Source organism: Burkholderia sp. LMU1-1-1.1 (assembly GCF_040675865.1).
Taxonomy (GTDB): domain Bacteria; phylum Pseudomonadota; class Gammaproteobacteria; order Burkholderiales; family Burkholderiaceae_D; genus Rugamonas.
Map to the genome: position 1 here is coordinate 228,510 of NZ_JBEGHG010000004.1, position 13,302 is coordinate 241,811.

Below are 13,302 nucleotides of genomic sequence, written 5' to 3' on the forward strand. Positions count from 1 at the left end.
TCCACATCACAACGGCGGCATCGCTAGCAGCGCCATGTTGCGGCCTTTTTCCTTGGCGCGGTACAGCGCTCGGTCGGCCATCTCCACCAGCACCTCGGGCGAGGTGTCCTCGGTCGGCACGATCACCGCCACGCCGATGCTGATGGTCATGATGCCGAACGGCGACTGCTCGTGCGGCATCCTGGCCAGCACCAGTTGCGCGCAGATCTCCTCGGCCGCGCCGAAGGCGTCGGTGGCGTCGGTGGCGGCCGCCAGCAGCGCGAACTCCTCGCCGCCGTAGCGCGCCACGATGTCGGTGGTGCGCCGTCCGTGCGAGGTGATCAGTTCGGCCACGCTGCGCAGCGCGGCGTCGCCGGCCTGGTGGCCGTAGTGGTCGTTGTATTTCTTGAAGTAGTCGACGTCGAGCATCGACAGCGCCAGCGTCTGGCCGGTGCGGGCGGCGCGCCGCCATTCGGCCTCGAGCGCCAGGTCGAAGCCCCGGCGGTTGCTCACGCCGGTCAGGCCGTCGGTGGTGCTGAGCGCGGCGAGCTTGCGGTTCGATTCCTCCAGCTCGCCGGTGCGCGCGGCCACCAGCGCCTCCAGCTCGAGCTGGTGCCGGGTCAGCCGGTGGATGCGGATCTTGTAGGCCAGCACCAGCGAGCCGACGATCAGCCCCGCCATGCCCAGCCGGAACCACCAGCGCTGCCAGAACGGCGGCGTGATGGTGATCTTCAACGTGGCCGGCTCCTCGTTCCACACGCCCAGGTGGTTGGCGGCCTTGACGCGGAACAGGTAGTGGCCCGGATTGAGGTTGGTGTAGCTGGCGCTGCGGTGCGAGGCGTCGGTGTGCACCCATTCGCGGTCGAAGCCCTGCAACTGGTAGGCGTAGCGGTTCTCGGCCGGCTCGGTGTAGTGCAGCGCCGCGAACTCGAGCGAGAACACCGACGCCTGCGACGACAGGGTCAGCGCCGTCGGCGACGTCACCGGCCCCTCGGCCTTGACGTCGGCCCGCGGCTTGCCGTTCTGCAGCGAGTGGTTGAAGACGGTGATGTCGGTGATCGCCACCTGCGGCGGCACCGAGCGGGTGCGCACGTTGGCCGGCGTCACGGCGGTCATGCCGTGCACGCCGCCGAAGTACAGCACGCCGTCGGCCGAGGTGGCCGACGAGTTGACGGTGAAGCCCTCGCTCAGGCCGTCCGACGCGGTGTAGTGGCTGACCTTGCCCGTCTCCGGATCGAGGCGGTACAGGCCGGCGATGGTGCTGCACCAGATATTGCCGTCGAGGTCGTGTTCGATGGCCAGGATCTTGTGCGCGCGCATCGCCGACGCGTACGACTTGAAGCCGATCTTGCCGTCGGCGCGGGTCTGCATCAGGTTCAGGCCCTTGCTGGTGCCGACCCAGATGCGGCCCTTGGCGTCCTCGTGCAGGCTGACGATGTTGTCGTCGGACAGGCTGGCCGCATCGTCGTTGGCGTGGCGGAAGTGGGTGAACTTGCCGCTGGCCTGGTCGAGCTGGTCGAGTCCGCCGCCGTTCCATTCGGAGCCGGCCCACACGCGCCCGCTGCTGTCCTCGAGCACCGCCGAGGTGCCGTTGACGCTGCGGCTGCTGATGTTCTGCGGGTCGTTGTAATAGATCTTGCGGGCGTCGGTGCGCGGGTCGTAGCGGATCAGGCTGTTGCCGGTGGCCAGCCACAGCGCGCCGCCGCTGGCCGGCGCGATGGCGTTGATGTAGTCGCTGGCCGTGTTGCCGAAGTGGATGGCCTGGAACGGGCTGTCGGGCGTGTCCAGGCGGTTCAGGCCGTTCGAGGTGCCCAGCCACAGCGGCTTCTTGCCGTCCTTGTCGGCGCGCGTGTCCTGGAACATGCTGTAGACGATCGAATGCGACAGCTTGCCCGGCGTCTTGTCGTCGGCGTGGTAGCTCTTGACGACGGTGCTGGTGGCCGGATCGTACAAGCTCATGCCGACGTTGCCGCCCATCCACAGGCGCCCGTCCGGCGCCCGCGCCAGGCTCAGCAGCGCGTTGCTGGCCGGCGCCGAGCGGCGGTCGATGCGGAACGGCACGTGGCGCGTGAAGCCCTCGCTCGACAGGTTGGCCAGCGCGATGCCGTCGGTGAACGAGGCGATCCACAGCATGCCGCCGCGGTCCTGCATCACCGCGCGCAGGTTGTCGCCCGGCAGGCTGTACGGATCGTCGGCCGCGTGCACGAACTGGTCGAACTTGCCGTTGGCCTCGTTCCAGCGCAGCAGCCCGGCCGACAGCGTGGTGCACCACAGCACGCCCTTGTCGTCGAGGTTGAAATTGGTGATGCGGCTGTACGGCGAATCGATCGCCTTGCGCGTGTTCCAGTCGCTCTTGCCGTCCCAGCGGATCACGCCCGACTCGGTGCCGATCCACAGCGCGCCGCCGCGGTCGAATTGCAGCGCGCGCACGATGTTGACGCGGGCGTCGGGCACCGGCGCCGGATCGACCTGGTGGTGCCGGAACACCTTGCCGCCGGGCGCCAGGTAGTCCAGGCCGCCGGGCCAGGTGCCGATCCACACGCCGCCCTTGTCGTCCAGCGCCAGCGCGTTGAGGTCGTTGCTGGCCAGGCTGTCGGGATCGTTGTCGTCGTGCGCGTAGACGGTGAACTTGCCGGTGTTGGGGTTGAAGTGCTGCAGCCCGCCCCAGCTGCCGATCCACATGCCGTCCTTGCCGTCGGAAATGATGTTCTTGACGATGCGGTGGTTCTTCGGCGCCTTGGGCGGGGCCACCACGGTGAAGTCGTTGCTCTCCGGATTGAAGCGCGCCAGCCCGGCCTGGGTGCCGGCCCAGATGCGGCCCTGCTTGTCCTCGTAGATGGCCGAGACGCGGTCGTGCGGCAGGCTGGTGGGGTCGTTGGGGATGTTGGTGTACTTGACCGCCTGGTAGCCGTTGTAGCGGTACAGGCCGTTGGTGTGGGTGCCGACCCAGACGTAACCTTTCCTGTCCTGCATCATCGACAGCATCGACGGCTCGTCGCCGCCGAGCGGCCCCAGCTTCTTGAAACGCAGCGACGGCGCCGGCGTGGATTGGGCCTGCGCGGCCGGCGCGGCCAGCGAGACGGCCAGCAGCGCGGCGACCAGCGCGGGGGAACGGGACAGCAATAGGCGATAGCCGCGGCGTAAGGCCGTTAATAGCACAAACATGGTGGAGTATCCGATGGCGTAACGAAGTGCACGTCAGCGAGCGATGCTAGGCTCGACTAAGATAGATTCTGAATAGAAACCGTATTATACATGCCAATGATGCAATGGTTTCGATATAAAAGCTGGCATTTTTAGCGTATTTGCCGTATTTAGGGTATAGTTTACGGCGCTTATTGTCTCCCGCTCGTTGTATTTGCTGTCATAGCGCTGCCACCGCATCATCCTTTTCGCACTTCCCCGGTGCGGCCTCCGTCGTGGGGCGCGCCGCCGGGGCGGGCAGCGCAGAATTTGTCGTTAATTGAAGAAAGCTTGGTTGTCCGCCGCAGGACCGCCGCATACACTATGTCCGAAACCGAGATCACCACCCCGTCCGCCACCGAACCGGCCGACGCCGTCGCCACGCCGGAGGCGCAGCAGGCACAACAGCCGGTGCACGATGCGCAAGCTGCGCCACAACCGGCGCCGGCGCCGCTGGAAGTACCGCAAGTGCCACAAGTCCGGTTCGCCGATTTCGGCCTGTCGCCGCACATCCTGCGCGCGCTCGACGACCAGGGCTATGTGCACCCGACGCCGATCCAGGCCGAAGCCATTCCCGTGCTGCTCAAGGGGCGCGACGTCATGGGCGCGGCCCAGACCGGCACCGGCAAGACCGCCGGCTTCGCGCTGCCGATCATCCAGATGCTGCTGGCCCACGCCAGCACCAGCACCTCGCCGGCGCGCCATCCGGTGCGCGCGCTGATCCTGACGCCGACGCGCGAACTGGCGGTGCAGGTGGCCGAGAACGTCAAGGCCTACGCCCAGCACACGCCGCTGCGCTCGACCGTGGTGTTCGGCGGCATGGACATGAAGGGCCAGACCGTCATCCTCAAGGCCGGCGTCGAGATCGTCATCGCCACGCCGGGCCGCCTGCTGGACCACATCGAACAGAAAAACATCAGCCTGGGCCAGGTGCAGATGCTCGTCATGGACGAGGCCGACCGCATGCTCGACATGGGTTTCCTGCCGGACCTGCAGCGCATCATCAACCTGCTGCCGAAGCAACGCCAGAACCTGATGTTCTCGGCCACGTTCTCGCCGGAGATCAAAAAGCTGGCCAACACCTTCCTGACCGACCCGGTCACGATCGAGGTGGCGCGCAGCAACCAGACCGCCGACAAGGTCACCCAGGTGGTCTACAAGGTGGCGGAGAACCAGAAGCACGCGGTGACGGCGCATCTGCTGCGCCAGCGCGAACTGAAGCAGGTGATCATCTTCTCCAACACCAAGATCGGCGCCTCGCGCCTGGCCAAGGGGCTGGAGCAGGAGGGCATGAACGCGGTCGCCATCCACGGCGACAAGACGCAGCAGGAACGCATGGCCGCGCTCGAATCGTTCAAGAAGGGCGAGATCGACATCCTGGTCGCCACCGACGTCGCCGCGCGCGGCCTCGACATCACCGACCTGCCGTGCGTGATCAACTACGACCTGCCGTACAACGCCGAGGATTATGTGCACCGCATCGGCCGCACCGGCCGCGCCGGCGCCTCCGGCGACGCGTTGTCGATCTATTCGGACAAGGACGAGCGCCTGCTGGCCGACATCGAAAAACTGATCAAGCAGACCATCCGCCGCGGCGAGCTGACCGGCTTCAACCCGGCGCCGTCGTACGGCGACGGCGCCGAGCGCCGTCCGCGCCGCGACGACGGCGCCGGCCGCGCGCCGGCCGGCCGGCCGTCCGAGCGCTCGGACCGCGGCGAGCGCGGCGACCGTGGCGAGCGGGCCCCGCGCGGCGCCGGTTCGTCGCCGTACAGCTCGGGTGGCCGCCGCGACAAAGTCGATCCGTGGTTCCTCAAGCCGTACGAGCCGGCCAAATCGGCCGCGCCGGCGCCGGGCGCCACCCTGGGCGGCGCCACCGCCAAGCCGAAGCAGAAGCTGGCCTTCCTGCTGGGCGGGGCGCCCAAGCCTTGACGCCGGCTTCCAGGGCCGTCCATGCCCCAGCGGGCAGCCTGCCGAACTACGCCGACCGCCTGCTGTTCCTCGATGGCTTGCGGGCGTTGGCGGCATTGTGGGTGATGTTCGGCCACCTCTATCTGTTCGCCGTCGGCTGGCAGCAGCAGACCCGGTGGCTGGCCATGCCGCTCAACGCGCTGATGTATTTGCACCTGGGCGTGGTGGTGTTCTTGGTGCTGTCCGGCTATTGTCTGGCGCTGCCGGCGGTCCGCGACGGCAACCGGATCGGCGCCGGCCTGCCGGCCTTCTTCACGGCGCGCGCCTTGCGCATCCTGCCCCCTTATTTCGCCACGCTGGCCGCCATCGTGCTGGTCAACTATTTCGTGCCGTTGGCGGCCTGGGGGCGCAATGACCTGGGCCTGTCGTCGACCATCTCCAGCCAGGTCTGGTGGACCAACCTGCTGCTGCTGCAGGACGTCTACGGCCAGTACAACAACATCAACGGGCCGTTTTGGAGCATCGCTTGCGAATGGCACCTGTACTTCACGTTTCCGGCGCTGATCTGGGTGTTGCGTCGCGGTGGCGTGGTGGCGTTGCTGGTGCTGGGGGGCGCTGTCGCCTGGGGCCTGACGTCGCTGTCGGCGATGTATCCTCTGCTGCCGGTGGTCGGGGCCTCGGTGCCGCAGCCTCCTTACTTCATCGCGTTGTTCGTGCTGGGGATCGCGGCGGCCGCGCTGTCGAACGGCTGCGGCGCCGCGGCGGCGCATATCGGCCGCGTGGCGGCCTGGGCCGGCGCCGCGCTGACGGTGGTGGTGCTTTACCTGCTGTACCGTTATCGTATTGTCGATGTTTCCAGCGCGGTCGAGTTCACCCGCCACCACCAATTGATCGACCCGCTGGCCGGCGTGGTCACCGCCACGCTGCTGGTGGTGCTGAGCGGGCTGGCGCCCACCCACCGTTTGCGCCGTCTGTTCGAGCAGCGCAGGCTGGTGAGCCTGGGCGGCTTTTCCTACTCGCTTTACCTGATCCACATTCCAATCCTGGCGACAGTGTACACCTGCCTGCTGCATGTGCCGGCCATCGCGCGCCTGTCCTATCTGCAGATGTTCTGCGTGCTGGCGCTGCTGGGCACGCCGCTGTGCATCGGCGCGGCCTGGATTTTCGCGCGCGTGTTCGAGCGCCGCATTCGCTGGCGCCCGGCCTCGGCGCGCCGTGCCGCCGCGCCCGGCTAAGCGCGGCCCGGCCTCACACCGCCTCGCGCAGCGCGCGCAGCACGCGCTCCTGCCCATCCTCCAGTCCGACCCACAGCGGCAGGCGTAGCAGCCGGTCGGACAGCGCGTCGGTATGGGCCATGGCGCCGTGGTGGCGGCTGCTTTTGAGGCCGTACGGCGCGCTGTGCAACGGCACGTAGTGGAACACGCTGTGGATGCCCTGGCGTTTGAGGTCGGCGATGACCTGGGTGCGTTTTTCCAGCGACTCGAGCAGGATGTAATACATGTGCGCGTTGTGTTCGCAGCCGGCGGTGATGACCGGACGGCGCAGCCTGCCCTCCGCCTCGAGCGGCGCCAGCGCCGCGTGGTAGGCCTCCCACAGCGCCATGCGGCGCGCGTTGATGGCCTCGGCCTCCTCCAGCTGGGCCCACAGGAAGGCGGCGATCACCTCGCCCGGCAGGTAGGATGAGCCGATGTCGACCCAGGTGTACTTGTCGACCTGGCCGCGGAAGAACTGACTGCGGTTGGTGCCCTTCTCGCGGATGATCTCGGCGCGCTCGGCCAGCTCGGGATCGTTGACCAGCAGCGCGCCGCCCTCGCCGGCGACGATGTTCTTGGTCTCGTGGAACGAGTAGGTGCCCATGTGGCCGATGCTGCCCAGCGGGCGGCCCTTGTAGGTCGACAGGATGCCCTGGGCGGCGTCCTCCACCACGAACAGTTTGTGGCGGCGGGCGATGTCCATGATGGCGTCCATCTCGCAGGCCACGCCGGCGTAGTGCACCGGCAGGATGACGCGGGTGCGCTCGGTGATGGCCGCCTCGATCTTGGTCTCGTCGATGTTGAGCGTGTCGGGGCGGATGTCGACGAACACCGGCACCGCGCCGCGCATGACGAAGGCGTTGGCGGTGGTGACGAAGGTGTAGGACGGCATGATCACCTCGTCGCCGGGCTGCACCTCGGTCAGCAGCGCGGCCATCTCCAGCGCCGCCGTGCACGAGTGGGTCAGCAGCGCGCGCCGGGCGCCGGTCTTCTTCTCCAGCCAGGCGTGGCACTGGCGGGTGAACTGGCCGTCGCCGGACAGGTGGCCGTTGGTGTGGGCCTGGGCGATATACCACAGCTCGCGGCCGGTCATGAAGGGTTTGTTGAACGGGATCGGGGTCATGTCTTTATCCTTTTATCCTTGCGCGGCGACGATGGTGCCAATGCAGATGAGGGTGACGCCGGCGATGCGCAGCATCGACAGCGGTTCGTGGAACAACCATGCGCCCAGCAGCAGCACGATGACGAAATTGAGCGCCATGAACGGGTAGGCGTGGGCCAGCTCGAACTTGGTCATGGCCGCCATCCACGTCACCGACGCCAGGAAGGCGGCCGCGAAGGCGCTGACGACCCACGGGTTGAGCAGCAGCTTGACCAGGAACAGCAGCTTGTCGGCGCCGGCCTCGGGCAGCGCGCCGGCCTTGCCGACCTGCAGCTTGAGCATGATCTGGCCGTAGACGGTCAGGGCGATGGTCATGGCGATGTAGAGGTAGTTCATCATCGGGCCGGGGCGTCGAACCATTTGTGGAAGGTGTAAAAGCTGTCCGATGGCTCGAAGCCCTGGCGGCACCACACTTTTTGCACCGCGACGTTGGTGACCTGGGTCGACACCACCATGCGCGCCAGCCCGCGCGCGCCGCCCCATTGTTGCGCCAGCCGCATCAGCGCCTGGTACAGGCGCTTGCCCTGGTGCGCCGGATGGACGCCGAACAGCACGCCCTCGAACGCGCCGTCGGCGAGCGTCTTGAGCGTGGCGAAGGCGACGATGTCGCCGGCGTGCTCGATCAGCACCACGGCGTCGGCCACGGCCGGGCTGCGGCAGGAGTTGGCGGCCCAGCTCGAATAGACCAGGTCGGCGTCGGCGGCGCGCAGCCGGGCGTCGGTGTGGTAGTGCCCGAGGTAGCCGGCGAAGGTGGCGCCGGCCAGGCGCTCGACGGCGTCGGCGTCGGCCGCCGTGGCCAGCCGGGTGACGTAGCCGTCCGGCAGCGGCGCGGCGCCGGCGTCGACGCCCTGTTTGCGGTAGTACACCAGGGTGTCGGTCAGGAAGCAGCCGGCCTGCTCGAGCCGCTGCGCCAGCGCCAGCTCGGTGGTGGGGCAGCGCGCGATCAGCAGGGCGACGGCGGCGTCGGCGCACCAGTCCATCAGCGCGGCGACGGCTTCGCCGCCGGCGAGCGTGGTCTTGGCGACGGTGACGCCGAAACGCTGGCGGTCGATGTCGGAGAGGGCGATGTGCATGGGGGCTCCAGGAAAAATCGGGGGGTCAGTCGGGCCGCGCGCGCGCCGGCGCGGCGTTGGGCGTGAGGCGGCGCAGCACGTACAGCGGGCGCCGCTTGACCTCGTCGAAGGTCTTGCCCAGGTAAATGCCGAGGATGCCCAGGATGCCGATGATCAGGCCGCCGATGAAGTACAGCGAGACGATCAGGCTCGACCAGCCCGGAATGGCCGTGCCCTGCAGCAGCGCGCGCGCCAGCAGCCAGCCGCCGAAGGCGAACGAGACGCCGGCCATCGTCAGGCCCAGCGTGGCGGCCAGGCGCAGCGGCTTGTCGGAGTAGGCCAGGATGGTGTCGGCGGCCAGCTTGCACAGCTTGGCGAAGGTGTAGGTCGAGGCGCCCTCGAGGCGCTCGGCGTGGCGCACCTGCAGGCCGGTGGTGGTGAAGCCGAGCCACTGCACGTGGCCGCCGAAAAAGCGCAACTGCTCGCGCATGCGGCCGAAGTTGTCGACCACCTGGCGCGACATGATGCGGAAGTTGCCGCTGTCGCCGTCGATGTCGATGTCGGCCAGGAAACTGAACAGGCGGTAGAACAGCCACGACGTCACGCGCTTGCGCAGCGGGTCCTGGCGCGGGCCGCGCAGCGCCAGCACCACGTCGTAGCCTTCGCGGGCCTTGGCGTACAGGCGCGGGATCTCCTCGGGCGCGTCCTGCAGGTCGCAGTCCATGACCACCACCCAGTCGCCGCGGCACTGGTCGAGGCCGGCCGTGATGCCGTAGTGCTGGCCGAAGTTGCGGGAGAACTGCAGGCCGACCACGCGCGGGTCGGCCGCGGCCAGGCGCTCGATGACCTCCCACGAGCGGTCGCCGCCGCAGTCCTCGACCAGCACGATCTCGAAATCGGGACCGACCGTCTCGAGCGCGTCGCGCAGCCGGCGGTACAGTTCGTCGAGCATCTTCTCGGCCTTGTAGACCGGGATCACGACGGAGATATGGGGAACGGCTGGCATGGGTTTATTTCTCCTGGGTGGCGGTGGCCGCCGGCGCGCCGCGGGCCAGGCCGGGGCGCGGGCGCGCCAGTTCGATGCCGTTGAGCTTGAAATGGCCGCTGCCGCTGCTGAAGGCGCGGAACTCGACCCCGACGAGGGGGCGCTCGGTGTGCACGCGCAACGTCACGCGCTGCCTGCCCGGCGTGGTGATCGGCCGGCGCGCCAACACCTGGGCGCCCTGGGCGATGACGTCGACCATGCCGAAGTCGGTGCCGTCGCCGCCGGCGTCGAGGTCGAAGCTGATGTCGTAGGTGCCGGGCGTGAGCGCGCGCATCGGGCCGAAGTGCAGCGCGCCGGACTCGCCCGGGCCCGCCTCGATCGCGCCGTCGCCGATATGGCCGATCTGGTGCGGCGTGCGCGCCGTCATGCGGTAGCGCAGCGGCTGGCGGATCTCCTGGTCCCAGGCCGGCAGGCTGGCGGCCAGGTTGGCCGGGAATACGAAGATGTTCATGTCCTCGAAACGCAGGTGGCGCGGCTGGCCGGCATAGCTGGCCAGCGCCGGCAGGTCCAGCAGCGCCAGCTCGCTGTCGCGCAGCATCAGGAAGGTCGGGCCGCGCCAGGCGGCCGGCGCGTACCAGCGGTTCGACGACAGGTGGCGCGACGGCTGCGGCAGGCCCTGCGCCAGCTCGACCTGGCGTACCCGCACCGCGCTGTCGCTCAGCACCGTCGTCTTGCCGGCCTCCCAGAACGTCGCGTAGCCGTAGCGCAGCCCGTGCTGGCGCAGGAAGTCGGCCAGCCGCAGGGCCGGGGTCATCAGCATCAGGCCGCGGAACTCCAGCGCCGTCGATTGGTTGTATGGATACAGGTAGGCCACCGGCGCGCTGGTGGCCAGCACCACCACCGCGCCCAGCCCGGCGGCGCGCGCGAGCGGCGCCAGCGCGCGCCGCTCGAGCACCACCCCCACCAGGATCAGCAACAGGAACATCAGCGATGGCACCAGGTAGCGCACCGACGCGCCCGGGTCCGACATGTCGGCCACCGTGGTGGTGGTGATGACGAGCAGGTGGGCGCCGAACGAGACGGCGGCGAACACCACCACCAGCTGGCGCGGGCCGCTGGTGGCGCGCAGCGCGCGCCACAGGCCCCACGGCAGGAGCCACAGCAGCGCGAGCGCGGTCACCAGCCGCAGCGCCGCGTAGGCGCCCGACAGCGAGGCCACCGGCGACTCCAGCCCCGGCAGGCCGTCGAACAGCAGCATGGTGCCGTGGACCACGGCCGCGACGTTTTTGAGCATACCGTCGAAGTCGAGCCAGTGCAGCGCGGTCAGGCCGGCGTTGTCGGCGCGCTGGGACAGCACGTGGCCGTGCAGCAGCACGCCGGCCACGATGGCCGCCACCACCAGGGCCAGCGCCCACAGGTGCCGCGGCGAGGGCCGGCGCGACTGGGCGCGCGCGGCCAGCGCGTACTGGACCGCGCCGGCGGCCAGCAGCGGCAGGCCGTAGACCAGCAGCGCGCGCTGCGGATTGGCCCAGAACAGCAGCGTGGTCAGCAGCGCCAGGGCGGCGCCCCATGGCAGCGTCCGCGCCCCGGGCGCCTGGCTCAGCGACCAGTAGGCGTACAGCAGGTAGCAGGCCATGTAGTACATCGAGCCGTAGGCGGCCTGGCCGTAGACGTGCTCGGCCATGACGAGCGACATGCCGGCCGAGATCACCAGCATGCCCACCAGGCGCGTCGGGCGCGACTGTTCCAGCAGGCCCGTGAGCAGCCAGCTGCCGTGCAGGATCAACGCCGCCGAGGCCACGTTCGAGAACACCCCGGCCTGGTAGCCGTTGGCGACCCACGGCAGCAGCGGCAACAGGAAGGTCTGCAGGTTGAACACCCACAGGTCGCGGTTGACGTAGTTCCAGTCGGCCGGGAAGTACTGGCCGCCATCGAGGATCTCCTGCGCCAACAGGTTTTTAACCGCCGAGTCCGAGTGGTACACCAGCTGGTAGTCGACCAACAGATAAAACAGCAGTAGCAGCAGGTTGACGCAAAGCAGGGACTGCAGCCACCGTTGGGAAGGCAGCCGGACGGGCGAGGGTTGTGACATCATAAAAGGTTGGCGGTACAAAACACGGTGAGCGCTGAGTATACAGGCGCCTTATAAAATCGGCAATCAGGACGGGCCGGGGCCGCTCGGGCGCCGGCGCGCGGCCCCGACGGCGGCGGCGCGCGGCGCCTTGGCGGCGATTTTGTCACTGTTTGTAACAGCGTCGCCGGCGCGGCGCTCACGCCAGCCAGGTGGGCGCGACCCGGTAGCGGCGGCGCCCCTGCAGGCACGCGACGATCTGGGCGGTGCTGTCGGCCCAGCTCAGGTAAGGCATCGCCGCCGACGCCGGCGCCCGGCCGGCCGCGCTCAGCGCCAGCCAGGCCTGCAGCGCCGCGGCCAGCGCCTGGCTGCCGTCGGCCTGGAAATACCAGCAGTGCTCGCCGCCGACCTCGCGGAAGACGGGGATGTCGCGCGCGATCACCGGCAGCGCGTGGCGGGCGGCCTCGATCAGCGGCAGGCCGAAGCCCTCGGCCACCGACGCCGCCAGCAGCGCCGAGGCGCCGCCGTACAGGCGGGTCAGCAGCGCGTCGCCGGCGTGCTCGAGCCAGAACAGGCGCCGTCCGGCCTCCGGGTGTTCGCGCAGGCGCCGGCCCAGCAGGCCCATCTTCCAGCCCGGCTTGCCGACGATGACCAGGGCGGCGTCGACGCCGCGCTGCCACAGCAGCTCCATCGCGTCGAGCGCCTGGCCGTGCATCTTGCGCGGCTCGAGCGTGCCGACCATCAGCAAGCAGGGGCGCGCCGCCAGCGCGGCCAGCAGCGCCGGATCGGCCTGGTCGGTCAGGCCGGGCGCGTCCGCCGTCTCGTCCGCGGCGGCCGGCGGCAGGTCGGCGCCCAGATGGCAGTAAGCGATTTGCAGCGCGTCGGGACGGCGGATGCCCTCGTCCTCGAGCCAGGCGGTCAGCTCGTCGGCGACGGCCCGCGAAATGCAGACCAGGCCGTCGGCCATGCCGGCCACCGTGCGCAGCCAGTGGCTGAACCAGGGCCGGGCGCCGGCCACGAACATCTCGGCGTGGGTGATGGGCAGCAGGTCGTAGACCATGAAGTACAGCTGCACGCCGTGGCGGCGCAGGTCCTGCAGCACGGCGGCGTTGGCCGGCACTTGGTTGGGACACAGGTCGAGGCCGAAAAACAGGTCGCCGGCGGCCACCCGGATCGGCGTGTCGTCGTCGGCGGCGCTGGCGCCGAAGCGGCGCGCGTACGCGTAGTGGCCGCCGGCGTCGTACACCGGCTCGATGCGCCAGCCCGGCGGCGGCGCCCGCTGCAGCTCGCGCAGCACGCCGCGCACCACGCGCTGGATGCCCGAGTGGTCGTCCTGCCCGGCCAGCACCGACAGGTCGACCAGCAGTTGCGCCTCAGCCCGCATGGCCGGCATCCTTGTGCAGCACGATCGGCAGGCCGAGCGCCAGGGCGCCGAGCACGCCCGCCCAGTCCGGCGCCGGCTGCAGCGCCACCAGCACGTCGGCCGCCGCCAGCGGGGCGTCGGCGTCGAGCAGGTGGTAGCCGGCCCGGCGCGCCGGCGGCGACGCTTGCCAGGCCTGGCGCAGCGCGCTCATGGTCGCCTCGGTGCCCGACGAGACCAGGCGCACCGGCTCGATCGACGGTACCAGGCGGCAGATCTCCTCGGCCATCAGCACTTCGCCCTCGGTCGGCGCGCCGAACGACAGGCCGCGCGCGGCCGCTTCCTGCAC

General features: G+C 69.4%; 9 protein-coding genes and 1 pseudogene. 2 read left to right on the forward strand and 8 right to left on the reverse strand.

What is annotated here, in order from left to right; translation table 11 throughout:
- Positions 1-6: 6 nt before the first annotated feature.
- Positions 7-3,102 (reverse strand): ligand-binding sensor domain-containing diguanylate cyclase, encoded by a 3,096-nt coding sequence (locus MRBLMU1_RS05820; protein ID WP_363498370.1) that lies wholly within the window; start codon positions 3,100-3,102, stop codon positions 7-9.
- A gap of 384 nt (positions 3,103-3,486) precedes the next feature.
- Here MRBLMU1_RS05820 and MRBLMU1_RS05825 point away from each other — a divergent pair, with 384 nt between their 5' ends.
- Both MRBLMU1_RS05825 and MRBLMU1_RS05830 read left to right on the forward strand, forming a co-directional pair.
- Positions 3,487-5,091, forward strand: coding sequence for a DEAD/DEAH box helicase (locus tag MRBLMU1_RS05825; protein ID WP_363498373.1), 1,605 nt, complete (start codon positions 3,487-3,489; stop codon positions 5,089-5,091).
- The gene (locus MRBLMU1_RS05830; RefSeq protein ID WP_363498376.1) at positions 5,088-6,305 is read left to right on the forward strand and encodes an acyltransferase family protein; all 1,218 of its coding nucleotides are present in this window, start codon (positions 5,088-5,090) and stop codon (positions 6,303-6,305) included. The genes MRBLMU1_RS05825 and MRBLMU1_RS05830 overlap by 4 nt, the downstream gene beginning before the upstream one ends.
- Before the next feature lie 13 nt (positions 6,306-6,318).
- Here the strand turns inward: MRBLMU1_RS05830 and rffA are convergent, their stop codons facing one another.
- The 7 genes and pseudogenes from rffA to MRBLMU1_RS05865 form a co-directional block, all read right to left on the reverse strand.
- Complete coding sequence (rffA, locus tag MRBLMU1_RS05835; RefSeq protein WP_363498379.1) at positions 6,319-7,446, reverse strand: dTDP-4-amino-4,6-dideoxygalactose transaminase; 1,128 nt, start codon at positions 7,444-7,446, stop codon at positions 6,319-6,321.
- 12 nt (positions 7,447-7,458) lie between these two features.
- Positions 7,459-7,824: an EamA family transporter gene (locus MRBLMU1_RS05840; protein WP_090323370.1), complete on the reverse strand. Its 366-nt coding sequence runs from the start codon at positions 7,822-7,824 to the stop codon at positions 7,459-7,461.
- Positions 7,821-8,558, reverse strand: a complete 738-nt coding sequence (locus MRBLMU1_RS05845) for a GNAT family N-acetyltransferase (RefSeq protein WP_363498382.1) — start codon at positions 8,556-8,558, stop codon at positions 7,821-7,823. The genes MRBLMU1_RS05840 and MRBLMU1_RS05845 overlap by 4 nt, the downstream gene beginning before the upstream one ends.
- 25 nt (positions 8,559-8,583) lie before the next feature.
- A complete protein-coding gene (locus MRBLMU1_RS05850) occupies positions 8,584-9,543 on the reverse strand; it encodes a glycosyltransferase family 2 protein (protein WP_363498385.1) in 960 nt (319 codons plus the stop codon).
- Positions 9,544-9,547: 4 nt separating this feature from the next.
- The gene (locus tag MRBLMU1_RS05855) at positions 9,548-11,617 is read right to left on the reverse strand and encodes a hypothetical protein (protein WP_363498388.1); all 2,070 of its coding nucleotides are present in this window, start codon (positions 11,615-11,617) and stop codon (positions 9,548-9,550) included.
- Between the two features lie 175 nt (positions 11,618-11,792).
- The gene (locus MRBLMU1_RS05860) at positions 11,793-12,977 is read right to left on the reverse strand and encodes a glycosyltransferase (RefSeq protein WP_363498391.1); all 1,185 of its coding nucleotides are present in this window, start codon (positions 12,975-12,977) and stop codon (positions 11,793-11,795) included.
- Positions 12,978-13,146: 169 nt separating this feature from the next.
- A pseudogene (locus MRBLMU1_RS05865) lies at positions 13,147-13,302 on the reverse strand (aspartate aminotransferase family protein); the annotation flags it as partial.